General features: G+C 70.9%; 25 protein-coding genes. 13 read left to right on the forward strand and 12 right to left on the reverse strand.

All coding sequences use genetic code 11. The annotated features are described in order from the left end of the window. Positions 1–85: 85 nt before the first annotated feature. Positions 86–952 (reverse strand): deoxyribonuclease IV, encoded by an 867-nt coding sequence (locus K933_RS12625; RefSeq protein ID WP_023395125.1) that lies wholly within the window; start codon positions 950–952, stop codon positions 86–88. Between the two features lie 44 nt (positions 953–996). Beyond that, a complete protein-coding gene (locus K933_RS12630) occupies positions 997–1,824 on the reverse strand; it encodes a lipoate--protein ligase family protein (protein WP_023395126.1) in 828 nt (275 codons plus the stop codon). A 121-nt stretch (positions 1,825–1,945) separates the two neighbouring features. Here K933_RS12630 and K933_RS12635 point away from each other — a divergent pair, with 121 nt between their 5' ends. The 3 genes from K933_RS12635 (at position 1,946) to K933_RS12645 (ending at position 4,288) form a co-directional block, all read left to right on the forward strand. Next, on the forward strand, positions 1,946–2,857 hold the full coding sequence (locus tag K933_RS12635; protein WP_023395127.1) for a serine/threonine-protein kinase RIO2: 912 nt from the start codon (positions 1,946–1,948) through the stop codon (positions 2,855–2,857). A gap of 270 nt (positions 2,858–3,127) precedes the next feature. Beyond that, positions 3,128–3,718, forward strand: a complete 591-nt coding sequence (locus tag K933_RS12640; RefSeq protein ID WP_023395128.1) for a 50S ribosomal protein L15e — start codon at positions 3,128–3,130, stop codon at positions 3,716–3,718. A 54-nt stretch (positions 3,719–3,772) separates the two neighbouring features. Next, on the forward strand, positions 3,773–4,288 hold the full coding sequence (locus tag K933_RS12645) for a CNNM domain-containing protein (RefSeq protein WP_023395129.1): 516 nt from the start codon (positions 3,773–3,775) through the stop codon (positions 4,286–4,288). A gap of 53 nt (positions 4,289–4,341) precedes the next feature. On the opposite strand, the gene K933_RS12650 is transcribed toward K933_RS12645, so the two are convergent. Genes K933_RS12650 through K933_RS12660 form a run of 3 tightly spaced genes read right to left on the reverse strand, consistent with a single transcriptional unit; the run spans position 4,342 to position 5,806 of the window. Further along, positions 4,342–4,965, reverse strand: coding sequence for a uracil-DNA glycosylase (locus K933_RS12650; RefSeq protein WP_023395130.1), 624 nt, complete (start codon positions 4,963–4,965; stop codon positions 4,342–4,344). A gap of 31 nt (positions 4,966–4,996) precedes the next feature. After that, complete coding sequence (locus K933_RS12655) at positions 4,997–5,614, reverse strand: endonuclease dU (RefSeq protein WP_023395131.1); 618 nt, start codon at positions 5,612–5,614, stop codon at positions 4,997–4,999. 9 nt (positions 5,615–5,623) lie between these two features. After that, the gene (locus tag K933_RS12660) at positions 5,624–5,806 is read right to left on the reverse strand and encodes a DUF5786 family protein (protein ID WP_023395132.1); all 183 of its coding nucleotides are present in this window, start codon (positions 5,804–5,806) and stop codon (positions 5,624–5,626) included. A gap of 123 nt (positions 5,807–5,929) precedes the next feature. On the opposite strand from K933_RS12660, the gene K933_RS12665 reads away from it, so the two are divergent. After that, the gene (locus K933_RS12665) at positions 5,930–6,550 is read left to right on the forward strand and encodes an MBL fold metallo-hydrolase (RefSeq protein WP_023395133.1); all 621 of its coding nucleotides are present in this window, start codon (positions 5,930–5,932) and stop codon (positions 6,548–6,550) included. A gap of 186 nt (positions 6,551–6,736) precedes the next feature. On the opposite strand, the gene K933_RS12670 is transcribed toward K933_RS12665, so the two are convergent. Then, positions 6,737–6,886 carry a 50S ribosomal protein L40e gene (locus K933_RS12670; protein ID WP_023395134.1) on the reverse strand — a complete coding sequence of 50 codons (150 nt, stop codon included), beginning with the start codon at positions 6,884–6,886 and terminating at the stop codon, positions 6,737–6,739. A 187-nt stretch (positions 6,887–7,073) separates the two neighbouring features. Continuing rightward, complete coding sequence (locus tag K933_RS12675; protein WP_023395135.1) at positions 7,074–7,340, reverse strand: thioredoxin family protein; 267 nt, start codon at positions 7,338–7,340, stop codon at positions 7,074–7,076. Positions 7,341–7,464: 124 nt separating this feature from the next. Here K933_RS12675 and K933_RS12680 point away from each other — a divergent pair, with 124 nt between their 5' ends. The 6 genes from K933_RS12680 (at position 7,465) to K933_RS12705 (ending at position 10,974) form a co-directional block, all read left to right on the forward strand. Continuing rightward, on the forward strand, positions 7,465–7,626 hold the full coding sequence (locus K933_RS12680) for a preprotein translocase subunit Sec61beta (protein WP_023395136.1): 162 nt from the start codon (positions 7,465–7,467) through the stop codon (positions 7,624–7,626). Positions 7,627–7,742: 116 nt separating this feature from the next. Further along, on the forward strand, positions 7,743–8,408 hold the full coding sequence (pdxT, locus tag K933_RS12685; RefSeq protein ID WP_023395137.1) for a pyridoxal 5'-phosphate synthase glutaminase subunit PdxT: 666 nt from the start codon (positions 7,743–7,745) through the stop codon (positions 8,406–8,408). After that, the gene (gene hisE, locus K933_RS12690) at positions 8,405–8,740 is read left to right on the forward strand and encodes a phosphoribosyl-ATP diphosphatase (RefSeq protein ID WP_023395138.1); all 336 of its coding nucleotides are present in this window, start codon (positions 8,405–8,407) and stop codon (positions 8,738–8,740) included. Before pdxT ends, hisE begins: the two co-directional genes overlap by 4 nt. Before the next feature lie 66 nt (positions 8,741–8,806). Beyond that, the gene (gene hisH / locus K933_RS12695) at positions 8,807–9,475 is read left to right on the forward strand and encodes an imidazole glycerol phosphate synthase subunit HisH (RefSeq protein ID WP_023395139.1); all 669 of its coding nucleotides are present in this window, start codon (positions 8,807–8,809) and stop codon (positions 9,473–9,475) included. 108 nt (positions 9,476–9,583) lie between these two features. Further along, complete coding sequence (gene pheA, locus K933_RS12700; RefSeq protein ID WP_023395140.1) at positions 9,584–10,408, forward strand: prephenate dehydratase; 825 nt, start codon at positions 9,584–9,586, stop codon at positions 10,406–10,408. A gap of 122 nt (positions 10,409–10,530) precedes the next feature. After that, positions 10,531–10,974: an Hsp20/alpha crystallin family protein gene (locus K933_RS12705; protein ID WP_023395141.1), complete on the forward strand. Its 444-nt coding sequence runs from the start codon at positions 10,531–10,533 to the stop codon at positions 10,972–10,974. Between the two features lie 66 nt (positions 10,975–11,040). On the opposite strand, the gene K933_RS12710 is transcribed toward K933_RS12705, so the two are convergent. Beyond that, positions 11,041–14,394, reverse strand: a complete 3,354-nt coding sequence (locus K933_RS12710; protein WP_023395142.1) for a prolyl oligopeptidase family serine peptidase — start codon at positions 14,392–14,394, stop codon at positions 11,041–11,043. Between the two features lie 148 nt (positions 14,395–14,542). Here K933_RS12710 and K933_RS12715 point away from each other — a divergent pair, with 148 nt between their 5' ends. Continuing rightward, the gene (locus tag K933_RS12715; RefSeq protein ID WP_049947854.1) at positions 14,543–14,986 is read left to right on the forward strand and encodes an Hsp20/alpha crystallin family protein; all 444 of its coding nucleotides are present in this window, start codon (positions 14,543–14,545) and stop codon (positions 14,984–14,986) included. A 119-nt stretch (positions 14,987–15,105) separates the two neighbouring features. Here K933_RS12715 and leuS read toward each other — a convergent pair whose 3' ends face one another. Further along, positions 15,106–17,793: a leucine--tRNA ligase gene (gene leuS, locus K933_RS12720; protein ID WP_023395144.1), complete on the reverse strand. Its 2,688-nt coding sequence runs from the start codon at positions 17,791–17,793 to the stop codon at positions 15,106–15,108. A 167-nt stretch (positions 17,794–17,960) separates the two neighbouring features. On the opposite strand from leuS, the gene K933_RS12725 reads away from it, so the two are divergent. Then, positions 17,961–18,179 carry a DUF7535 family protein gene (locus tag K933_RS12725; RefSeq protein WP_023395145.1) on the forward strand — a complete coding sequence of 73 codons (219 nt, stop codon included), beginning with the start codon at positions 17,961–17,963 and terminating at the stop codon, positions 18,177–18,179. An 84-nt stretch (positions 18,180–18,263) separates the two neighbouring features. On the opposite strand, the gene K933_RS12730 is transcribed toward K933_RS12725, so the two are convergent. Beyond that, positions 18,264–19,262: an ornithine cyclodeaminase family protein gene (locus tag K933_RS12730; RefSeq protein WP_023395146.1), complete on the reverse strand. Its 999-nt coding sequence runs from the start codon at positions 19,260–19,262 to the stop codon at positions 18,264–18,266. Positions 19,263–19,385: 123 nt separating this feature from the next. On the opposite strand from K933_RS12730, the gene K933_RS12735 reads away from it, so the two are divergent. Continuing rightward, positions 19,386–19,877 carry a hypothetical protein gene (locus tag K933_RS12735; RefSeq protein WP_152529829.1) on the forward strand — a complete coding sequence of 164 codons (492 nt, stop codon included), beginning with the start codon at positions 19,386–19,388 and terminating at the stop codon, positions 19,875–19,877. Between the two features lie 122 nt (positions 19,878–19,999). On the opposite strand, the gene thsB is transcribed toward K933_RS12735, so the two are convergent. Continuing rightward, positions 20,000–21,670 (reverse strand): thermosome subunit beta, encoded by a 1,671-nt coding sequence (gene thsB / locus K933_RS12740; protein ID WP_080509279.1) that lies wholly within the window; start codon positions 21,668–21,670, stop codon positions 20,000–20,002. Between the two features lie 186 nt (positions 21,671–21,856). Beyond that, positions 21,857–22,252: a DUF7383 domain-containing protein gene (locus tag K933_RS12745; protein ID WP_023395149.1), complete on the reverse strand. Its 396-nt coding sequence runs from the start codon at positions 22,250–22,252 to the stop codon at positions 21,857–21,859. Between the last annotated feature and the right edge of the window lie 10 nt (positions 22,253–22,262).

Below are 22,262 nucleotides of genomic sequence, written 5' to 3' on the forward strand. Positions count from 1 at the left end.
GGTCGGTATCAACTCCCGGGTGGACCGCGTGGATCGCCGACTTCGGGGCGGGGCGCGGCGTCGCGGGTCGGTACGAGCGGCCCGCTCAGTCCGCGCGGAACCCCTTCACGCGGTCGATGTTCCACGCGAACGACTTGCCGTTCTCCGTCGGCGTCTCCAAGACGAGGGGAACGTCCAGGAGCTCCTCGTGGTTGACGAACGCGCGCATCCCCTCCTCGCCGATGTGGCCCTCGCCGACGTGGGCGTGTTCGTCCTTGTTGGTGCCGCGGGCGTGTTTCGAGTCGTTGAGGTGGACACACTGGAGGTGCTCCAGTCCGACCACGTCGTCGAGTTCCGCCACCGTCTCGCGGACGCCGTCGGCCGTCGAGAGGTCGTACCCCGCGGCGAACGCGTGGGCGGTGTCGAGACAGACGTCGAGGGCCTGGGCGGAGCGGTCGAGCACCGCCGCCAGGTGTTCGAACTCGCCGCCGAGTTTGGTTCCCGACCCCGCGTCCGACTCCACGAGGACGGTGACGCCGTCGGGCACGTCGAGTTCGTCGAGGGCGCTCGCGGCGTTGTCGAGGCCCTGCTCGACGCCCGCGCCGGTGTGCGCGCCGAGGTGGACGTTGACGTAGGGAACGTCGAGCGCCGCGGCGGCGTCGACCTCCGCTTGCATCGACTCGACCGACTTCTCGCGCAGGTCCGGCTTCGGCGTACAGAGGTTCACGAGGTACGACGAGTGGATCACCCACGGCCCCACGTCGTGTTCCGCGGAGGTGGAGCGGAACCGCTCGGCCTCCTCGTCGTCGATGTTGGGCGCCTGCCACACCTGCGGCGAGTGGGTGAATATCTGCCCGCAGTTCCCCCCGTCGTCGACGACGTCGTCGACGGCGTTGTACACCCCGCCGGCTATCGACTCGTGGGCGCCGACCCGGAGGTCCGTGTCCGCGTTCGCGTCCGCGTCCGTACTCATATCCCCCCTCGCGGGTCGGGCGGCAAAGCCGTATCGAAACCCGGCTACCGTCCGCCGGGGTCCCGCCGCACCCACTCGTCGGCGCGGTACTTCTCGTCGGCTATCGCCTCCGCGCGGTCGAGTTCGGCGTCGGTCCACGCGCCCTCGTCCGCGCCGGCCCACTCCCCGAGCGCACCCTCGAACGCCGCCACCGCCTCCGCGCGGGAGGCGTCTGTCAACTCGGCGATACCGACGACCCGCTCGCGGAACTCGGCCGCACTCACGCCCGAGTCGGCGAAACACCCGAGGTGGGCGTCGGGCAGCGACTCGTACGTGACCGAGCCGTGCTGGATGACCGCGTCGTCGCGGCGGTACTGGGCGTTGCCCGAGAGCTTCCGGCCCCCGCCGCCCCCCGAGAGCACGTCGTGTGCGGGGTGGAGTCCCCGGAGGTAGCACGCGGGCTGGTAGACGGCGGGGCGCTCCTCGTCGGCGTAGCCGGCGTCGACGCCCAGCCGCGCGAACGCGTCGAGGACGGGCGTACACAGCAGGTGGTAGGCGTCCAGCAGGTCCCCGGGGAGTTCGTCGGCGGGCGCGGCGATACTGTACGAGATATCACCCGCCGAGTCGTGGTAGATGCCGCCGCCGCCGGTCTGTCTGCGCGTCACGTCGACGCCCGCCGTCCGACACCCGTCCCAGTCGACGGTGTCGGGGTCCTGGTGGTAGCCGAGCGAGAGACACGACGGTGCCCAGCGGTACACCCGGACGGTGCGGGGGCCGCCCGCGGCGGCCGTCTCGGCGGCCACCTCGTCGAGCGCCATGTTCAGCGGTCCCGGACGCGCCTCCTCGCGTATCAGTCGCCACTCCCCGTCGGGGACACCGTCTGCGGGCTCCATGCGCGTCGTCGGCCGCGGGCGGGCAAGTCGCTTGCGACCCGAGCGACCCGCGGCGGGGCGAGAGACCGCCGTCGCGGGCCGCGACCGACCCCTTTTACCGCACGGCGGGCCACGCACACCCATGGTCGAGAACGTCGCGGGGGTGATGGCCGAACTCGAAGCCGGCGACTTCTACCTGCTGTCGGGCGTCGAGCAGGGGATGCGCTTCTCCGAGTGGGTGAAACGGGAGAAACTCCCCGACTACGCCGACCTCACCGACGAGGAGGTGGACTACCGGGTGCAGCGCTGTGCCGAGCGGGGGCTGGTCCAACGGAAGACGATCCAGTACGAGGGCTACCAGCTCACGTTCGAGGGGTACGACGCGCTCGCGCTCCGGACGTTCGCCGAACGCGAGACCATCTCCGGCGTGGGCGCGCCGCTCGGGGTGGGCAAGGAGAGCGACGTCTACGAGGTGGAGTCGTACCGCCCGTTCGCGCTGAAGTTCCACCGCGAGGGGTTCACCAACTTCCGGCAGGTCAGCAAGGAGCGCGACTACACCGCGGACAACCACCACGTCTCGTGGCAGTACACCGCCCGGAAGGCGGCCGAGCGGGAGTACGCCGCGCTCGAAGACCTGTATCCGCAGGTGTCGGTGCCCCAGCCGGTCGACCACAACCGCCACGCCATCGTGATGGAGAAGCTCCCCGGGCCGGAACTCGCGAACGCGAAGCTCCGCTCCGAGCAGGTGGTGGGCGTGCTCGACCTGGTGCTCAGGGAGATGGACGCCGCCTACCGCGCGGGGTACGTCCACGCCGACATGAGCGAGCACAACGTCGCCATCAGCGACGAGGGCGTCGTCGTGTTCGACTGGCCCCAGTCGGTCGAGACGGACCACGAGAACGCCGACGAGCTGCTCGCGCGCGACGCCGGGAACGTGGTGGGCTACTTCGAGCGGAAGTACCCCAACGAGACGCCCGACGTGGACGCCGACGCCGTCGCGAACGCCGTCGCCGACGGGCGCTTCGAGTCCATCCGAGAGCTGAGCGAGGCGTGACCGGCCGCAGGGGGCGAACGACGCCTCGAACGGCGGCGAGCCGCCCGGGAAACGGGACGCGGAACGGTGCGACACTGACGCACGGTCGAGCGGCGTTCGAAGTGCTTAACAGCGCCGCACCGGTACGTCCGCCAACTCGCTGGCACGTGGGCCGCCAGCGGGCACCCGGTCCGCCCGGGACGACATGTGGTCGGCGGGCGTCGTCCGACGCCCGAGGGCGGGGGACCCGCCCGACCGCCGACTGAATCGCAAGCGCCCGCGGAGCAACCCATGGCACGAAGTTTCTACTCGCACATCAAGGAAGCCTGGCGGAACCCGGACGACGGGAAACTCGCCGAGCTACAGTGGCAGCGCAAGCAGGAGTGGCGCGAGCAGGGCGCCATCGTCCGCATCGACCGACCGACGCGGCTCGACAAGGCGCGCGAACTCGGCTACAAGGCCAAGCAGGGCGTCGTGATGGCGCGCGTCTCCGTCCGGAAGGGCGGCGCGCGCAAACAGCGGCACAAGGCCGGCCGCCGGAGCAAGCGGCAGGGCGTCAACCGGATCGGCCGCCGGAAGTCGATCCAGCGCATCGGCGAGGAGCGCGTCTCGCGGAAGTACCCCAACATGCGCGTGCTCGCCTCCTACCCCGTCGGGCAGGACGGCTCCCAGAAGTGGTTCGAGACGATCCTGGTCGACCCCGAACACCCCGCCATCGAGTCCGACGACGACCTAAACTGGATCTGTCAGGACACCCAGAAGGGGCGCGCGTTCCGCGGGCTGACGAACGCCGGCAAGAGCAACCGCGGCCTCCGCACGCGCGGGAAGGGCGCCGAGAAGACCCGTCCCAGCGTGACGAGCAACCAGCGCGGCGGGAAGTAACGCCGCCGCGCGGTCCGGCGACGGACTCTTTCGCGGACCGACCCTACCCGGTCCATGGACGGCCTATCGACGCTGGCGGTCGGGGTCGCGGCGACCGCGATCCTGCTGTTGTGTAGCGCGTTCTTCTCGAGTTCGGAGACGGCCATCTTCTCGTTGCCCCCCGAGTGGGTCGAGCGACAGGCGACGACCGACGACCGCCGGGCGCGGGTGCTCAAGGAACTCCACGACGACCCCCACCGCCTCCTCGTGACGCTGCTGGTCGGGAACAACATCGTCAACGTCGCCATCTCGAGCATCGTGACCGTTCTCGTCGCCGAGTCGCTCCCGACGGGACCCGCGGTGGTCGTGACGACGGTGGTGACCAGCGTCCTCCTCCTGATCGGCGGCGAGATCGTCCCGAAGTCGGTCGGCCTCGCGAACGCGCGGACGTGGTCGCTGACCGCCGCGCCGGTCGTCCGACTGGTCGAGCGCACGCTCGCACCGGTGATCGGGCTGTTCGACTGGATCACCCGCCGCATCAGCGCGCTCGTCGCCGCCGAGAGCGCCATCGAGCGGCCGTACCTCGACTGAACATCGGTCACCGGGTCGTCGGTCGGGTCGGCGGGTGCCCGTCCGACCCGCGCTCAGTAGTCGCCCAACCGCGACTGCCCGCCGCCCTCGCCGTCGCCCGCACCCGACAGCTCCGCGGCCCGCGCGACGGTCGACTCGAACGTCTCCGCCTGACTCCGGTCGTACAGCGTCGCCGCGGGGTGGACGCAGACGAGCAGCCGGACCGCCGTCTCGCCGACGCGGGCGTCGAACACCTCCCCCGCCTCCTTCGTGACCGCGACCGAGCGGTCGAGCAGGTGCTCGGAGGGCACCTTTCCGAGCGTCACGACCAGGTCCGGGTCGAGGCGGGCGAGTTCCGCCGCGAGGTAGCCCCGGCAGTTCGCCAACTCCTCCGCGCTGGGGTCGCGATTCTCCGGCGGCCGACACCGGACGCAGTTGGTGATCCGGACGTCCGCGCGGTCGAGACCGGCGTCCCGCAGCGCGTCGTCGAGGACGGTGCCCGACCGGCCGACGAACGGTTCGCCCTCGCTGTCCTCGTTCGCCCCGGGCGCCTCGCCGACGAAGACGAGGTCCGCGTCGGTCGGACCGACGCCGTTGACGATCCGCGAGCGCGACTCCACCAGCGCGGGACAGCGCGTACACTCCTCGACGCGGAGGTCGGCGTCGAGCGCGTACTCGTCGTCCGGACTCTCGCTCATACCGGGAACCCCGAGCGCCGCGGAGTTACAGTTACCCCTTTCGGTCGCCGCCCGCGCCGTTCCCCGACTCGCGCTCGCGGTACGCCCGGCCCGCGGCGGCCGCGACGCTCGCGACCCGGAGCGGTTCGGGCCGGGCGGCCCCGTCGGGCGTCAGCGCCGCGAGCGTCTCGCGCGCCTCGGCGTCGGTCGCGCCCACCGAACGGACCCACAGCGTCCGACCGTCGCCCGCGGCCCCGGAGTCACCGTCGAGTTCGACGCGCGTCCGCGGCGGCTGGCGGTCGTAGACGGCGAGTCGGTGGGCGAGCGCGTCGCCGGAGAACTGCTCGCACAACGCGGGTTCGAGCCCCCCGCTCGCCTCGAAGGAGACGGAGAGGACCGGTCGCTCGACGGCGTCGTGCAGTCGCCGGAGGTCGAGGACGTTGAACCACGCGGGCGCGACGCCCGCGACGAGCAGTAGCCGAACGTCCTGCCTACCGAGTTCGTCGAAACAACGGAGTACCGCGTCGGTCGCGTCGGTCCCGCCGACGGCACACGACGCGAACGCTAACCCCGAGAGCGCGCGGTCGGCCCGAACCAGCGCGCCCGCGAGCGTCGACCGCTCGGACCCGTCGGAGAACGCCACCCCGAGTGCCCGCGCGCCCGACTTCACCCGCCGACCTCAGGAGTCGGCGTCGCCCTTAATGTCCTGCAGGCGGTCGAGGAGTTCGTCGTTCGACGCCCCCGCCTCGAAGCTCACGTCGCCCTTGTGGTCGGCCTCGCCGGAGTCGACCGTCTCGTCGTCGAGGTCGGCGTCGAGCTCCTGGTTCTCCTGTTCGGACTCGTCGTAGCTACCGAATCCCATACGTCCTTTGCTAGCCGGGTAGCACGGAAAAGTGTACGGGTTCGCGTGTGCGGTGGTAGCGCTCCCCACGGGAGTGAGACCGTCTGACACCCCATTTAACACCGCCGCGGCCGTGGGACGACCGTGAACGTCGTCAACGTGACCGCGGACGCCGAGGAGTTCACCTGTAACGCGTACTTCGTCGACGGGGAGACGCCCGCGCTCGTGGACGCGGGGTCGATGTCCGGCGTCGAGGACGTACTCGCCGACCACACCTCGACGCTCGACCGGGTGGTGCTCACCCACCAGCACCACGACCACGTGGGCGAACTCGACGCGGTGCTCGACGCGTACGACGCGGACCTGTACGCGTACGCCGACCACCCCAGACGCGACCGGGCGCTCGAAGCCGGCGACGAGGTCGACCTCGGCGACGAGTCGTTCGAGGTGGTGTACACGCCGGGACACGCCGCCGACCACGTCTCCTTGGCGGGCGAGACGGCGCTGTTCTCCGGCGACGTGGTCGTCTACAACGACGGCGCGTTCGACGACGGCTCGTTCGGCCGGACGGACATGTCGGGACAGTCGCGCGAGCGACTGGTCGAGAGCCTCCGCGACCTGCTGGAGCACCTCCCCGACTCCGTCACGGGGATGTACGCGGGTCACGGCGACGCCTTCCACGCGAGCGACGAGGAGTCGGTGGGCGACGTGATACAGCGCGCGCTGGAGCGGGCGGAGCGACGCGAACCCAAGTACGACGAGTGAGCGACCGAGCCGACGCGCGGCCGCGTACCGTCAGCGGTGCGGCGGCGCGTCCGTGCGGCGACGGCTGTGGCGGGTCGAACGACCGGTCGCTCGTCGCGGACGGAGGAGACAGTAACGACGTGAAACTGGGTCGAACCGAGCGATGCGTCTACGGAAGCGCCGCGACGGCCCGGCCGCCGACCGGCCTCACGCGGTCCGCGGTTCCTTCGCCTTGGGGCGGAGCCGCGAGTAGCCGCACTTCCGACAGCTGTCGGCGCGCGGGGAGTTACGGGCGTTACACCGCATGCAGATCATCTTGTTGAGGATGCGGTCCTCGGCCGCTTCGAAACTCGCCATACATACCCCGAGCGGCCGGAGCCGTGTTAACCGTTGCGAGTCGGACGGGACGGCGCGCGGCGGGAGTCGGGTGGTGTGCGGCGGGAGTTCGGTGGTGTGCGGCGGGAGTCGAACCGCACGCGGCGGGCCGGCGCGGCCGCTCGGCGGGCGGTCGGCGGAGGAACGGGGCGGAGCGGTGGGAACCCGACTACGCGCCGGCGTCGGCGAGGGCGGCTTCGAGGTCCTCGCGCTGGGTCACGCCGACGAACCGGTCGACGACGCCGTCGTCGTTCTCGACGATGAGGGTGGGGAGCGAGCGAACCTGGTACTGGTTCGCCACCTCCTGTTCGCTCTCGACGTCGACCTTCTCGAAGTTGACGTCCGGGTAGTCGGATTCGAGTTCTTCGAGGATGGGGTCCTGCGTCTTGCACGGCCCGCACCAGTCCGCGTAGAAGTCCTTCAATCGAACGGTCATTCCGACCCCGACTTGCCCCGCGCCGCGCATAAGGGTTACTCACTCGGGAGGACGCCCCGGGAACGCGGCCGCGTCCGGGAGGCGAGGCGAAAAGCTTACGCGGACGTACGCCGACGGTTCGCGCATGAGCAGCGGCCAAAACAGCGGGGGGCTGATGTCGAGTGCGGGGCTGGTCCGCTACTTCGACGCCGAGGACCGGAACGCGGTACGGATCGACCCGAAGACGGTCGTCGCGTTCGGCGTCCTCTTCGGCGTCCTCGTGATGCTCCTGCGGTTCATGGTGTAGCGTCGGACCGGACCGACCGCGGGCCGACGACTCCGACCCCGGTTCCGCGTTCGTACCGACCGGACTCGACGGCCGACAGCGACAGCTTTTCACGACGGCCTCCCCCACGTGTGTCCATGAGAGCGGGCGTCATCGCCGTCCAAGGCGACGTCTCCGAGCACGCCGAGGCGATCCGGAACGCGGCCGCGAGCCACGGCGTCGACGCCGAGGTCGTGACCGTCCGCGAGGCGGGCGTGGTCCCCGACTGCGACGTCCTCCTGATGCCGGGCGGGGAGTCGACGACCATCTCCCGGCTCCTCGCCGAGGAGGGTATCGACGAGGAGGTCCGCGCGCACGTCGACGCGGGCAAACCCGTCCTCGCCACCTGCGCGGGGCTGATCGTCGCGTCGACGGACGCGAAGGACGACCGCGTGCAGACGCTGGGCGTCCTCGACGTGAGCGTCGACCGCAACGCGTTCGGCCGGCAGACCGACTCGTTCGAGGCGCCGCTCGACGTGACGGGGCTCGACGAGCCGTTCCCCGCCGTGTTCATCCGCGCGCCCGTCATCGACGAGGTGGGCGACGGCGTCGAGGTGCTCGCCCGCTGGGAGGGCGACCCCGTCGCGGTCAAGCGGGGTCCCGTGGTCGCCACCTCCTTTCACCCCGAACTCACCGACGACTCGCGGGTCCACGACCTCGCGTTCTTCCGGCAGGCGTACGCCGACGCGGGCGACGGCGGCGAGCGGGCCGTCGACGAGGGGGCCGCGGCCGACGGGGAGCCGACGGCGGAGGCGGACGAGTGAGCGACCCCGCCGACGCGGGCACGAGCGACGACGCGGACGCGGACGACGCCGACCGCGTGCTCGACGACCTGTTCGCCACCATCGAGGACCGCCGGGAGACGCTGCCCGACGACTCGTACACCGCGTCGCTGTTCACCCACGAGAAGGGGGAGAACGCGGTGTTGGAGAAGCTCGGCGAGGAGACAACCGAGACCATCCTCGCGGCGAAGGACGACGACCGCGAGGAACTCGCCGCCGAGAGCGCCGACCTGGTCTACCACCTGCTCGTGCTGTACGCCGCGAAGGGGATGGACCTCGACGACCTGCGCGGGGAGTTGCGCGCGCGCTTCTGAGCGGGGGCGGGAGCAGGTGTCTCCCCGAGCGGTCGCTACTTGTACCCGCGGCGGTAACCCCGACCCATGAGCGAGGCCCGAACCGAGACGGGGAGCGAGGAGCGCCTGGCGGACGTGGTCGTGGTCGACTACGGGCTGGGCAACCTCCGGAGCGCGACCCGCGGACTCGAACGCGCGGGCGCGTCGGTGACCGTCACCGACGACCCCGACGCGTTCGCCGACGCCGACGGGGTCGTCCTCCCGGGCGTCGGCGCGTTCCGCGAGGGGATGGAGAACGCCGGCCCCTACCGGGAGGCGCTGGTCGACCACGCCGAGGCGGGTCGCCCGCTGTTCGGCATCTGTCTCGGCATGCAGATGCTCCTGACGACGAGCGAGGAGGCCGAACGCGCCGGTCAGGGCGACGTCGAGGGGCTGGACCTGGTGCCGGGGCGGAACGTTCGCTTCTCCACCGACCGGAAGGTGCCCCACATGGGGTGGAACGAACTCGACGTCGAGCGCGACCACCCGCTGGTCGACGGCGTCGACGGCGAACACGCCTACTTCGTCCACTCGTACTACGCCGTCCCCGACGACGGCGACGCGGTGGTCGCGTCGACGGAGTACGGCGAGCGCTTCCCCGCGGTGGTCGCCACCGAGGCGGGGAACGTGATGGGCACCCAGTTCCACCCCGAGAAGTCGGGCGAGACCGGTCTCCGCATCCTCCGGAACTTCGTGGAGTACTGCGCCGAGCGGTAGTCGGCGCCCCTCCCGGGTCGTCGTCGCGCGCGCTCGACCGTCCCGGTTCCCTCCGCGGGCGCGGCCGCACCCGATGGGCTTATCCGGAGCCGTTGCACACGCGGGGGCATGCAGGTCGTCACCCTCGGACCCGCCGGGACCTACTCCCACCGCGCGGCGCGCGCCGTCGCCGACGACGTCGCCTTCCGGGAGTCGGTCACGGCGATCGTCGGCGCGGTCGTCGACGGGGAGTGCGAGCGCGGAGTCGTCCCGGTCGAGAACAGCATCGAAGGCAGCGTCACCGAGAGCCTCGACGCGCTCACCGACGGCGACGTGGCCGTCGTCCGCGAGATCGTCACGCCGATCCGACACGCGCTACTCGCGCAGTCGGGGGAGTTCTCCGTGGTCGCCTCCCACTCGCAGGCGCTCGCGCAGTGCCGCGACTACCTCGAACGCGAACACCCCGGCGTCACCCGCGAGGCGGTCGCCTCGACCGCCCGCGGGGTCGAACGCGCCCGCGAGGACCCCTCCGTGGCCGCGATCGGGCACCCGTCGAACGCCGAGCCCGCGTCGGGGTCGGGCGTGTCGCTGCGGGTGCTCGCCGAGGACATCCAGGACCGCGACTCGAACGCGACGCGCTTCCTCGTGGTCGCGCCCGCCGACGAGCGGTCCGACGCGGGCGGGAAGACGTCCGTCGTCGTCTACCCCGGCGCCAACTACCCGGGGCTCCTGCTCGAACTCCTCGAGGCGTTCGCCGAACGCGACATCAACCTCACGCGCATCGAGTCGCGCCCCAGCGGCGAGCGCCTGGGCGACTACCTGTTCCACTTCGACTTCGAGGCGGGGATGTACGAGGACCGCGCGCGCGCCGCGGTCGACGACCTCGAAGCGCTCGCCGCCAACGGCTGGGTCCGCGTGCTCGGGTCGTACGACACCGACCACGTCGTCGACTGAGCCGCCCGCGTGCGGGGCCGGACGCCGACGGTCGACCCGCTGACCGCGCGTCCGGGCGGCCGGGCGCATCCCGTCGTCGGACGCACGACAAATTCAAGCCGGCGGGCCACGCAGGGTCGGGTATGTCCCGACGGAATCCGTTCGAAGACGTCGAGGCCCTGTTCGACCGGATGAACCGCGAACTGGAGGAACTCGGACGCCAGATGGAGGGGGGCGGCGGCGCCGCCGGCCGTCCCGGCGCGGACGTGGCGGAGACCGACGACTCGCTGGTCGTGACCCTCGACCTGCCGGGGTTCGACCTCGACGACATCACCGTCACCGTCGACGACCGCGAACTCGTCGTGACCGCCGACCGCGAGGAGTCCGAGTCGTCGGCCGCCGCCGACGAACCCGGCGCGCGCTACCACCGCCGCGAGCGCTCCCGGCGAGGGACGAGCCGCCGCCTCCGCCTCCCGGTCGACGTCCGCGGCGAGGCGGCGAGCGCCGAGTACGAGCGCGGCGTCCTCACGGTCACGCTCCCCAAAGAGCGGACCGGCGGGGGCGGGACCCGGATCGACGTGGAGTAGGTCCGAAACGGGGAGCGCGGACGGCGACCCGGGCGGTCGGCGGGTCCGCTCCGCGCGTCGGCCCGCTCAGTCGCTCCCCGGCGCGGGGAGCGTGACCGTGATGGTGTGTTCGCCGGGACCGTAGGTTCCGGTGGCGGCTTCGAGCAGTTCCTGGTCGTTGGCGGTGTCCGTCGAGAACTCGTCGCCGGGCATGGAGTAGGCGACGAGCGACAGCGTCACCGCCTCGCAGTCGTCGGCGACGGTGAACGTGACGCTCGCCGTGCCGTCGTCCTCGACGATGTGACCGTAGTCGACGCAGTCCCGTATCTCCGCGCTCGGCCACGCGGTGTCCTTCTCCGTAATGCCCTCGTCGGCCGACCCGAACGCGAACCGCATCAGGCGGTCCTGGTCGGCGTACAGCCCCTCCTCGCCGAGGTTCTCGATGGGTTGGCCGGCGACGAAGTCCACCTGGTAGTGAGTGACCCCGTCCCCCCCGTCGCCGGGCGCGTCGCCGCCGTCGCCCGTCTCGCCGCCCGACCCGGTCAGCCGCCGAGCGAACCCGAGCGTCGGGTCGTGCTCCCACGACTTATCGAAGAAGCCGGCCGCGAGCATCGCGTTCCACCCCTCGACCCGGACCCGGTCGTCGAAGACCAGGTAGTCGGCGGTCGGCGTCTGGGTCGGCGTCCAGTCGCGCGCGCCCGTCAGCCGAAGACCGTCGGCGCTGGTGCCGCTCTCGACTTGGACCAGGCGGTCCGACTCGGGGTTGGGCGCGACGAACGAGACACCCAGGTCGCCCTCGTACGTCTCGCCGCCGACGGTCACCTCCCCGTCGCCGACCGCCACGGGGAGGTCGTCGGCGTACTCCGCGAGCAGGCTGTTGGTCTCCGGCCGGCCGAACAGCACGAGGTGGTTGCTCGCCGCGTCCGCCTCGGTGACCGCGGTGTCGGGGACGACCGTCGCCGGGGCGCGGGCGCGCGAGACCAGACGCCCCGAGCGGAGGTTGGCCAGGTCGCGCGCGGCCTCGGTCTCCGCGTCGCTCCCGGCGGTACCGTACACCAGCAGGTAGCGGTCCTGGTGGACCTCCTTCAGGGGGCCGTACTGGTCGGGACCCTTCGCGGCGGTTGTGGGGTCGCTTGCGGTCGCCCGCGTCGCGTCGTCCCGGAAGTCGAGGTAGACCGTGTCGCCGTCGGGCAGCGACACCGACTCGCCGTCGACGAGCGCTCGCCGCGGCCCGCCGCGTTCGTCGAACACCGTCGCGTCGAGTTCGAGCACCGCGACGTTCTCGGTTTCGATGGCTACCCCGTCGTCGGTCACCCGGGCGTCGACGCGCGTGGGGTCGTACACCCGGACCTGCTCGGGGACCGCCACCCAGTACTTCGCGTGTTCGACCCGGAGGTTGGTGGTGAAGAGGTGGACGTGTTCGGGGTACGGGTCGCGGGTCGTCGACAGGAGGAACTCCATCAGGTCGGGATGGTTGACCGTGTCCGCCCCCTCGCCGATGTCGGCGTCCCACCAGTGGCCCTGCCCCGGCACCTCCAGAAGCGCGGCGTCCACCTCGTCGGGGTCGGGGTTCGAGTAGCGCCGGCCCACCTCGCCGCGGACGGTCAGCCCGCGGTTGGCGAGCGCTCGGACGTACGTCCGCGGGTGGACCGACGGGACGGAGGTGTCCTGACCGCCGTGGAGCACGAACGTCGGGAGCGTGCCGTCGGCGGCGTTCTCGGTCTTGGGGAGCGCGAGGTTCTTGTACAGCGACGTCTCGGCCAGCGACTTGAGCCGGGGGTGGGTGTACAGTTTGTCGCGTTCGAACGGCACCACGATGTACGTCTCGTGGTCGGTCCATCCCGCGGAGGGCGCCAGCCCCGCGAACCGGTCGGGGTTGGTGAGTCCGACGTGCCACGTCCCGTGGCCACCCATCGAGTGCCCCGTCAGGTAGACCGCGTTCTCGTCGATGTCGTACCGGCGCTTCATCTCCGCCATCGCATCGAGGTCGTCGACCCGGCCGAGGTCCTCGTGGTCGTAGTTGGCCGGGCCGCGCGCGCCCGGCGCGACGAAGTACGTGTTCTCCCGCTGGGTGTACGCCCCGACCCCGTTGATCGAGGGGACGTTCGCGCCGTGGAGCGCCACCACAAGGTCGAACGGTCCCTCCGAGTCGGGGTTCGGCGGTTCGCGCACCGAGAACTCCTGGACGCTCCCGTCGACGTCGGAGACGAACGTGGTCTGGAATCGCGTCTCCTCCTCGGCGCGCACTCGGAGCGGTATCGACCGCTCGGCCGTGACGCCGTCGGCGGTGACCCGCGCGAGCACCGACACCGGTGACGACGCGACCGGGAAGTCGGCGGCGGCCCCGGTCGTCCCGCCCGAGCGGTCGGCGTCGACCGCGTCGGGCCCGACGGCTGTCGAGGTCATGGCGAGACCGGGCGGGCCCTCGCCGCCCGCGTCGGGGGACGCCGCGTCGACCGCGGCCGCCTCGCCGTCACCGTCGCCGGCGAGAACGACCGGGCCGTCGGTCCGGACGCGGGTCTCGATCCGGCGCGTCTCGTACGGCGCGAGCGGCCGTTCCGTCTCGGTCGTCACCGTCAGCAGGCCGTCGCTCTCGGGCGCGAACGTGAGGGTCACGTCCCGCTCCTCGGCGGTCGTGTTGGTCACCCGGACGGAGGCGGGCCGGTCGAGCGACTCGCCCGCGCGCAGGTCGGGGAGGACCGCGTTCTGTGGCGTCCCGCGGAACGGCGCGAGGTCGTTCACCTCGACGGGCGCGCGCGGCGGACGGAACGAGACGCTCACCGACCCGGCGCCGAGCGTGACGGTGTTCTTCACCAGCACCACGTTGGTCCCCGCCTGGAGGGTTAGCCCCGCGGGCGCCTCGTCGTACCGCGACCCGTTGACCCACGCCGCGGTGGCGTCCGTCTCCAGGACCGCACGGCGCGGCGCGTCCAAGTCGAACGTGGTGATGGCGTAGCCTGCCGAGTAGACCACGCCCCCGTAGCCGAACCAGTCCTGGAGGTCGTCGGTCAACCCGTCGGCGTCGACCAGCGGCATCAACCCCTCCGTCGGCGTGATCCGGTCGGAGAACTCCAGCGGGACCGACCCGTCGCTCGCCTCGACCGCGCCCCAGCCGACCGTGGCGCCGGCCGCGAACGCCGACTGGAGCGGCGCGTCGGTGTCGCCCTCACCCGCCGCGAACGCGTCCTCGCCACCGGCGGGGAACAGCCACCCGGTCTCCACCCCGCGGCGCTGGTACTGGAACGGGCCGACCGCGAGCCACGACCGGGGCGTGAACGCCTCCGACACCGGGTCGGCGTCGGTGTCGGCGACCGCGGGCCCCTCGCGTAGCTCCGCGGCGGCCGCCGGGTCGCTCGCCGCCGCGAGCACACCGCCGCCGGCCGCGGCCGCGAACGCACGCCTGCTCAGGTTCGGTTCGTCGAAGTCGACGTCTCGTCGCATACTTTCTACCACAGTTAGATGTTGTGTGATTAATCTACTTTCCTCTTGGTTGAACAAACACCCCCAACAGTTTGTCGTGTACAGGGATATCACGTATCCAGCTACGTTTAATATTTCAGCCGCCCTCTCTGTAGTCGGTAACACTCCGATGACCCGAATGACTCCCTTCGACGACATGAACCGCATGTTCGACCGCATGACCCGCGGCTTCGACGAGAACTGGGGGCAGGGCTGGAACGGCGGTCGCGGCCGGTTCGGCCGCTTCAGCATCGACCTCGCCGAGTACGACGACGAACTCGTCGTGGTCGCCGACCTCCCCGGCTACGACACCGACGAGCTCGACGTGAGCGTCGACGACGGCCGGCTCACCATCGCGGCCGAACACGCCGCCGAACGCGAGGAGGGCGACGAGGGCGCGTACCTCCGCCGCGAGCGCCACAGCGCGTCCGCCCGGCGCACCGTCTCGCTGCCCGCCGAGATCCGCGAGGCGGACGCGAACGCGACGTACACCAACGGCGTGCTCACCGTCACCCTCCCCAAACTCCACGTCGAGGACGGCGACGAGGACGCCCACCGCATCGACGTCGACTGAGCCGCGGGAGGGTAGAACCGACCTCGGGTCGACCCGCGTCGGCCGAACTCGGCCGGGCGGGTGACCGTTCCGACGTTTCGAACACCGCGTTTTCCGACCGCCGCGACCGGCGAGCCGCGCTACTCCGCGATGTCGATCGCCGGCCGGCCGGGTTCGGCCTTCCGGGCGACGCTGTCGTCGGCCTCGTCGGCGCGCAGGACGCGGACGGGCGCGTCGAACTCGCGTTCGACCAGCCACGCCGCCGCGGTCAGCGCGTCGTACTCCGCGTCGGGCGACAGCGCGGGCGTCAGCGCCTCCCGCTCGGCCTGAAGGTCCTTCCCGTAGTCGGCGGCCGCGTCGCCGTGTTCGCGGATCTCGTCGTGACCCATCAGCTCGCCGACCAGGTTGGGCGCGTCGCTGTCGAGCGCTATCTCCAGCGCGCGGTGTTTCCAGTCGGGCGCGACCACCACGTCGACCCGTTCCGGCTCGTCGATCCCCGCCACGTCGACGATGTTGCGCACGTCGCCGCGGGTGTTCTCGACCAGCCGCCGCCGCCGCTCGGCCGTCTCGACGTCCGCGTCCGACGCCGGCCAGTCGGCGTCGACGACGAACCCCTCGCCGCCCAGTTCCTCGTGGAGCGTCTCACACAGGTGCGGGGCGACCGGCGCCAGCAGGCGGACCGCGACCGTCAGCCCCCGCCGGAACACGGCGTCGTCCACCCCGTCGGCGTGCTCGCGGTAGTTGCGGAGCGTGCTCACCAGCCCCTGCGCCTCCCGCAGCGCGGTGTTGAACGTGAGCGTGTCGTACTCCTCGGTGGCGACGGCGACGGCGGCGTCCACCTCGCCGTCGACGTACGCCGCGACCGGGTCGTCGGGGTCGACCCCGCTCGCGTCGGCCGCGTCGGCGTCGAACGCCTCGACCGTCCGCTTCAGCCGCGTCAGGAACCGGTAGGTCGAGCGCACCCCCTCCTCCGACCAGTCGAAGTCGCGTTCGGGCTGGGCGGCCTGCATCATGAACAGCCGCGCGGTGTCGGCGCCGTACTCGTCGACGATCCGCTGGGGCGAGACGACGTTCCCCTTCGACTTCGACATCTTCTCGCCGTCCAACTGGACCATCCCCTGTGCGAGCAGGCGCTCGAACGGTTCGCGGTGTTCGAGCATCTCCATGTCGGCGACGACCTTCGTGACGAACCGCGCGTACAGCAGGTGCATCACCGCGTGTTCGATCCCGCCGACGTACTGCTCGACGGGCATCCAGTCGTTCGCCCGGTCGACGTCGAACGGGGCGTCGCCCAGGTCGGGCGAGACGTACCGCAGGAAGTACCACGAGGAGTCGACGAACGTGTCCATCGTGTCCGTCTCGCGGACCGCCTCGCCGCCGCAGTCCGGGCAGGTGGTGCGTTTCCACTCCTCGGCGGCGTCCAGCGGGTTGCCCGTCGTGTTGACGAACTCCGGCAGTTCCACGGGCAGTTCCGCCTCCGGGACGAGGACGGGTCCGCAGTCGTCGCAGTGGACGACCGGGATCGGCGTCCCCCAGTAGCGCTGTCTGGAGATGCCCCAGTCGCGCAGGCGGTACTGGACGTGCGACTCGGCGGAGTCGATGGCCGCGGTCAGCCGCTCGCGCGCCTCGGCGCTCGCCAGCCCGTCGTACTCGCCGCTGTTGACCAGGACGCCGTCGTCCGTGTAGGCGGCGTCGCTCACGTCGGGCGGGGTCGGCTCACCGTCGTCGGCCTCCCCGTCCGCGGGGGCGGGCGCGACCACCGGCACGATGTCGACCCCCATCTTCTCCGCGAACGCGTGGTCGCGGTCGTCGTGGCCGGGCACGCCCATCAGCGCGCCCGTCCCCACGTCCGAGAGCACGAAGTCCGCGACGAAGACGGGCACCTCCTCGCCGGTCGCCGGGTTCGTCGCCGTCAGGTCGGTGGCGACGCCGTTCGGTTCGTCGCCGTCGGGGTCCGCCTCCTCCTCGAGGAACCGCCGCACGTCGTCGTCCGCCGCGGCCAGTTCCTCGCTGATCGGGTGGTCGGGCGCGAGCGCGAAGAACGTCGCGCCGTGAATCGTGTCGAGGCGGGTGGTGAACGCCTCCACCTCGCCGCGCCCCGACACGTCGAAGCTCACGCGCGCGCCCTCCTGCCGGCCGATCCAGTTGCGCTGCATCTGCCGGACGCTGTCGGGCCACCCCTCCAGGTCGTCGAGTCCGTCGACCAACTCGTCGGCGTACTCGGTGATCTTCAGGAACCACTGGTCGAGTTCGCGCTGTTCGACCGGCGTGCCGCAGCGCCAGCAGCGCTCGTCGTCGCCCTCGACCTGTTCGTCCGCGAGTACCGTCTCGCAGTTGGGACACCAGTTGACCTCGGCGGCCTCCCGTTCGACCAGCCCCTCCTCGGAGAAGCGCTCGAACAGCCACTGGTTCCACTTGTAGTAGTCGGGCGTGCAGGTGGTCACCTCGCGGTCCCAGTCGTAGCCGAACCCCATCGACTCCATCTGCCCCCGCATCGTCTCGATGCAGTCGAGCGTCCAGTCGCGGGGGTTGGTGTCGCGCTCCTTGGCGGCGTTCTCGGCGGGCAGGCCGAACGCGTCCCACCCCATCGGGTGGAGCACGCTGTCGCCGCACATCCGACGGTAGCGGGCGTACGCGTCCGTGATCGTGTAGTTGCGGACGTGGCCCATGTGGAGCTGTCCGGACGGGTAGGGGTACATCCCCAGCACGTACGTCGGGTCCGTCGCGTCGTCGGGCGTCCGGTACGCGTCGGTCTCATCCCACGCCTCCTGCCAGCGTCGTTCGACCGCCGCGTGGTCGTATCCCTCCTCGGGTGGGGACTCGGACATTCTCGTGTCCGTTCATCGTCCGCTTTTACCCCTATACCTTTCCATCCGACTGTCGTTCGGGCCGACCCCCGCGGTCGCACCCCGCCGGCGCCGGGCGACCGTCGGGTCCGGCCGCCAGTCGGACCCACACCGGTTCGGTTTTAGTGACGGCGGGCGTCCGTACGGGTATGAGCGACGAGACCAGCGACGACCCGGGACCGGTGAGCCGAGTGTACCGGACCGTCACGCCCGGCTATCGCGGACACGACGACCCCGGGATGAACGCGGTCGGGTGGGCGATCCTCCTCGGACTGATGGTGATGTTCGCGCCGTTGTTGCCGTTCATCGTGATCGTCTGGCTCATCAGCAAGGTCGTCGACGCGCTCACCCCCGGCAACCACCTGTAGAACGATTTCCGAAACCGGACGGGACGGGAGGGGAGGGAGCCGCTCCCCGAGCGGACGCGTCCGCCGGCCCGCAGTCGCGTTCTCCTACTCCCGGTCGCCGAGACCGAGCAGGTCGAACGGGTAGCCGTTGTCGCGTTCGTCCGCGTGTTCGTAGACGACGTGTGCGGCCGCGACGTCCTGGATCGCGAGACCGGTCGAGTCGAACACCGTGACCCCGTCGTCGTCGGTCCGGCCCGCGCGGTCGCCGACGACGATCTCGCCGATCTCCCCGTAGATGTCGTCGTCGGTCAGCGTCCCCGCGGCGTACGGGACGTTGATCTCCCCCGAGTGAGTGGTCTGTGCGTGGTCGTCGATCACGAGTTTCGCGTCGAGCAGTAGCTCGTCGGCGAGTTCGTGTTTCCCCTCGGCGTCGGCGCCCATCGCGTTGATGTGGGTGTGTTCGCCCACGTCCGCCCGCGAGACGACGGGCGACTCGACCGGCGTCACCGTCGAGAGCACGTCGCACGACGCGGCCTCCGCGATCGACCCCGCGCGCACGTCGAACCGGTCGTCGAACGCGTCGACGAACCGCGCGACGCGCTCCTCGTCCAGGTCCGACACCACCACCTCCTCGATCGCTCGAACCGTGGCGATCGCTTCCAACTGGGTGTACGACTGGACGCCAGCGCCGACGATGCCGAGCGAGGTAGCGTCCGCCACGGCGAGGTGGTCGGTGGCGACCGCCGCCGCCGCGCCCGTCCGCTTCATCGTGAGTTCCGTCCCGTCGAGGATCGCCAGCGGGAACGCGGTCTCCGGGCTGGAGTACACCATCGTCCCCATCACCGTCGGCAGGTCGTACTCCGCCTCGTTGTCGGTGTGGACGTTGACCCACTTGACGCCCGCGGCGTCCCACTCGCCCGCGTCGAGGTAGGCGGGCATCGACCGGAAGTCGCCGTTGTACTGCGGGAGGTCGACGTAGCTCTTCGGCGGCATCTGGGCGTCGCCGCGCTCGTACGCCGCGAACGCCTCCTCGACCGCCGGCACGAGTTCCCCCATCGCCGCGTTCTCGTGGACCGCGTCGCTGTTGAGTAGGAGCGTCTCCATTCGCTGGCAAGTTTTACGCGACCCGTTAGAAAGCCACCGGTCGCGGCGTCGAGACGGTCGACCGGGCGCGTCTCCCGGCGCCCCCCGGAAGACCCATGCCGTTCGACTCCGTCGCGGGTCGTGATGTCACCGCCCTCCAGCATGCGTCTCGCGGTCGTACTCGCGCTCGTCGTCCTCGCCGCCGGCTGTCTCGACGGCACGCCCGGGGGCACGCCGACCGCGACTCCGACACCCACGCCCACCGGGTCGGTTACGTCGACGACGCCGACCGGGACGTTCCCCGGCAGCGAACACGCCGCCGACCGGCCCGAACCGAGCCACCCGGTCACGCTCTCCAACCGGTGGAACCGCAGCGTCGAGATGCGCGTGACGGTCGTCCGCGAGGCGACCGACGGGACGGTCCACGAGGCGACGTACGACGTACCGGCCGGGAGCGAGCGCGCGGTCTACGACACCGCGGAGGCCGACCCCGACGGCGTCGAGGCGTTCACCGTGACCGTGAGCGCGCGGAACGCGACCCAGTCCGTGACGATAGAGAGCTCGCAGTGTTACGGCGACGTGTACGCCGAGGTCGGGGCGGACGGCGACCTGTTCGTCACGTACGCGGTCTGTTGAGCGCCGGACGGAGCCGCGGCTATCGGGTGGTGTCGAGCGGGTCGAAAGAACGGGAAGTCGAGCGTTCGGTCGGGAGGCGGTGCGGCAGTCGTCGGTGGGGGTGAACAGCTCGTCGGCCTACTTCACATCGCGCCGCCCATGCCACCCATCCCGCCCATGCCGCCCATGCCGCCGCCGGGCGCGCCGCCCTCCTCGTCGCCGCCGGACGTCGAGAGGTCGCCCGCGGCGATGATGTCGTCGATCTTGAGCACGAGGTTCGCGGCCTCGGTGGCACTCGAGAGCGCCTGCTCCTTCGAGTGGGCGGGTTCGACCACGCCGGTGTCGAACGTGTCCGACACGTCGCCGGAGAACACGTCGAGACCCGCGTTCTGGTCGCCGTTCTCGTGGGCCGCCCGGAGGTCGACCAGCGTGTCGATCGAGTCGAGACCCGCGTTCGCGGCGAGCGTGCGCGGTACGATCTCGAGCGCGTCGGCGAACGCCTCGACGGCCAACTGCTCGCGACCGCTCACGGAGTCGGCGTAGTCGCGCAGCCGGGAGGCGACCTCCACCTCGATGGCGCCGCCGCCCGCGACCACGCGGCCGTCGGAGACGGTGGTGGCGACCACGTCGAGCGCGTCCTGAACGCCGCGTTCGAGTTCGTCGACGACGTGCTCGGTCGAGCCGCGCAACAGCAGCGTCACGCCGTGGGCGTCGTCGCCGCCCTCGACGTAGAACAGTTCGTCGGCGTCGTCACGCGACACCGTGCCGTGCCCGAGGTCGTCGGCGGTCGCCGACTCGACGTCCGAGACGATGGCGGCGTCGAGGATGTTCTTGAGGAACTCCAGGTCGGACTTCTTCACGCGGCGGGCCGCGAGGATGCCCTCCTTCGCGAGGAAGTGCTGGGCCATGTCGTCGATGCCCTTCTGACAGAAGACGACGTTCGCGCCCGTCTCCTTGATCGCCTGGACCTTCTCCTTGAGCTGGGTCTCCTCCTGGTCGAGGAAGCTCTGGAGTTGGTCGGGCGAGTCGATGGAGACGCTGGTGTCGGCGTCGGCCTCCTCGACCTCGATGGGGTCGTCGAGCAGCAGGACGTTGGCGTCGTCGAGCGACGTCGGCATGTCGTCGTGGACGGGGTCCTTGTCGATGACCGCACCCTGGAGGAGTTCGGACTCGGCGGCCGAGCGGCCCGTCTGGGTCTCCATCTTCACGTTCGCCAGGTCGACGACGTGCGAGCCGTCGTCCGCCTCGACGGACACCTGCTGGACCGCGCGGTAGACCAGGTCGGCGAGGACGTCCTTGTTGAGTTCGGCGCCCTTGCCGGTCATCGTGGTCTCGGCGACCTTCTTGATCCGCTCCTCGTCGTCGGGTTCGACCTGCTGGGCGACCTCGTCCACGGCCTCGCGCGCCTGCTCGCTCGCGAGGTGGAACCCGTTAATGATCGCCGACGGGTGGATCTCCTGCTCGATGAGGTCCTCGGCGTTCTTGAGGAGTTCGCCCGCGATGGCGACGGCCGTCGTCGTCCCGTCGCCGGCCTCGTCCTCCTGGGTCTCGGCGACCTCGATGATCATCTCGGCCGTCGGGTTGTCGATGTCCATCGTCGTCAGGATGGTGACGCCGTCGTTGGTGATGGTGACGTCGCCCATCGAGTCGACGAGCATCTTGTCCATCCCTTTCGGCCCGAGCGTCGAGCGGACGGCGTCCGCCACGGCGCGGGCCGCCGAGATGTTGTATTCCTGCGCGTCGCGGTCCTTCACACGCTGGGAGTCGTCACCCATGATGATCATGGGCTGACCCTGCATACGCCGTTGGCTCATAGTCACTCGAAATGATGTTGTGGTTCTACATAAATCTTCGGAAAGCTGCCCGGGACCCTCCCGTCCCCCTCCGCCGGCGCGACCGGAGAATTCGCGGGTCACGAGTGCCCTATACGCTGGTAGTTGTTCTCACACCGCACGAGTATCCCGGCGTCACTGCCGGGGGTACGCGCCCGTTTTATATCCTCACTCCTCGTCGACCGGCGCCTTCCAGTTGACCCAGACGGTGCCGACGGCGAACGCGTCGCGCGTGTCGGTGTCGCGGGCGACTTCCAGCGTGTTGGTGCCCCGCGTCAGCGACGCCCCCGTCACGGAGTCGACCCAGTACTGCCAGCCGTCGCCCGGCGGGATGTCGAACCCCGAGAGCGGGTCGTCGTTGAGCAGGAGTTCGTGGCCGTACTCGCTGACGTCGAACGCCTGCACCCCGAGGAACGCGTCGCGGGGGTCGGCGGTCGCCACCTCGAACTCGTGGGCGTCGGTCCGGTCGCCGGCGTCGTCGGCCCACTCAAGGTTCAGGCTGCGCCCCTCGGGGGCGAGTTGTGCACCGACGTTGACGGACGCGTAGGTCGCACGGGTTCGCATACGGAGCGGC

It is taken from the genome of Candidatus Halobonum tyrrellensis G22 (assembly GCF_000495475.1).
Lineage (GTDB): Archaea > Halobacteriota > Halobacteria > Halobacteriales > Haloferacaceae > Halobonum > Halobonum tyrrellense.

What these genes read in the sequence shown, in the direction of transcription:
- K933_RS12745 (WP_023395149.1), bottom strand. Translation starts at nt 22,252, where the DNA reads ATGCGAACCCGTGCGACCTACGCGTCCGTCAACGTCGGTGCACAACTC.
- K933_RS12630 (WP_023395126.1), bottom strand. Translation starts at nt 1,824, where the DNA reads ATGGAGCCCGCAGACGGTGTCCCCGACGGGGAGTGGCGACTGATACGC.
- pdxT (WP_023395137.1), top strand. Translation starts at nt 7,743, where the DNA reads ATGAGAGCGGGCGTCATCGCCGTCCAAGGCGACGTCTCCGAGCACGCC.
- K933_RS12635 (WP_023395127.1), top strand. Translation starts at nt 1,946, where the DNA reads ATGGTCGAGAACGTCGCGGGGGTGATGGCCGAACTCGAAGCCGGCGAC.
- K933_RS12640 (WP_023395128.1), top strand. Translation starts at nt 3,128, where the DNA reads ATGGCACGAAGTTTCTACTCGCACATCAAGGAAGCCTGGCGGAACCCG.
- K933_RS12645 (WP_023395129.1), top strand. Translation starts at nt 3,773, where the DNA reads ATGGACGGCCTATCGACGCTGGCGGTCGGGGTCGCGGCGACCGCGATC.
- pheA (WP_023395140.1), top strand. Translation starts at nt 9,584, where the DNA reads ATGCAGGTCGTCACCCTCGGACCCGCCGGGACCTACTCCCACCGCGCG.
- K933_RS12675 (WP_023395135.1), bottom strand. Translation starts at nt 7,340, where the DNA reads ATGACCGTTCGATTGAAGGACTTCTACGCGGACTGGTGCGGGCCGTGC.
- K933_RS12680 (WP_023395136.1), top strand. Translation starts at nt 7,465, where the DNA reads ATGAGCAGCGGCCAAAACAGCGGGGGGCTGATGTCGAGTGCGGGGCTG.
- K933_RS12670 (WP_023395134.1), bottom strand. Translation starts at nt 6,886, where the DNA reads ATGGCGAGTTTCGAAGCGGCCGAGGACCGCATCCTCAACAAGATGATC.
- K933_RS12705 (WP_023395141.1), top strand. Translation starts at nt 10,531, where the DNA reads ATGTCCCGACGGAATCCGTTCGAAGACGTCGAGGCCCTGTTCGACCGG.
- K933_RS12650 (WP_023395130.1), bottom strand. Translation starts at nt 4,965, where the DNA reads ATGAGCGAGAGTCCGGACGACGAGTACGCGCTCGACGCCGACCTCCGC.
- K933_RS12710 (WP_023395142.1), bottom strand. Translation starts at nt 14,394, where the DNA reads ATGCGACGAGACGTCGACTTCGACGAACCGAACCTGAGCAGGCGTGCG.
- K933_RS12715 (WP_049947854.1), top strand. Translation starts at nt 14,543, where the DNA reads ATGACCCGAATGACTCCCTTCGACGACATGAACCGCATGTTCGACCGC.
- leuS (WP_023395144.1), bottom strand. Translation starts at nt 17,793, where the DNA reads ATGTCCGAGTCCCCACCCGAGGAGGGATACGACCACGCGGCGGTCGAA.
- K933_RS12660 (WP_023395132.1), bottom strand. Translation starts at nt 5,806, where the DNA reads ATGGGATTCGGTAGCTACGACGAGTCCGAACAGGAGAACCAGGAGCTC.
- K933_RS12625 (WP_023395125.1), bottom strand. Translation starts at nt 952, where the DNA reads ATGAGTACGGACGCGGACGCGAACGCGGACACGGACCTCCGGGTCGGC.
- K933_RS12730 (WP_023395146.1), bottom strand. Translation starts at nt 19,262, where the DNA reads ATGGAGACGCTCCTACTCAACAGCGACGCGGTCCACGAGAACGCGGCG.
- hisH (WP_023395139.1), top strand. Translation starts at nt 8,807, where the DNA reads ATGAGCGAGGCCCGAACCGAGACGGGGAGCGAGGAGCGCCTGGCGGAC.
- K933_RS12735 (WP_152529829.1), top strand. Translation starts at nt 19,386, where the DNA reads ATGTCACCGCCCTCCAGCATGCGTCTCGCGGTCGTACTCGCGCTCGTC.
- thsB (WP_080509279.1), bottom strand. Translation starts at nt 21,670, where the DNA reads ATGAGCCAACGGCGTATGCAGGGTCAGCCCATGATCATCATGGGTGAC.
- K933_RS12725 (WP_023395145.1), top strand. Translation starts at nt 17,961, where the DNA reads ATGAGCGACGAGACCAGCGACGACCCGGGACCGGTGAGCCGAGTGTAC.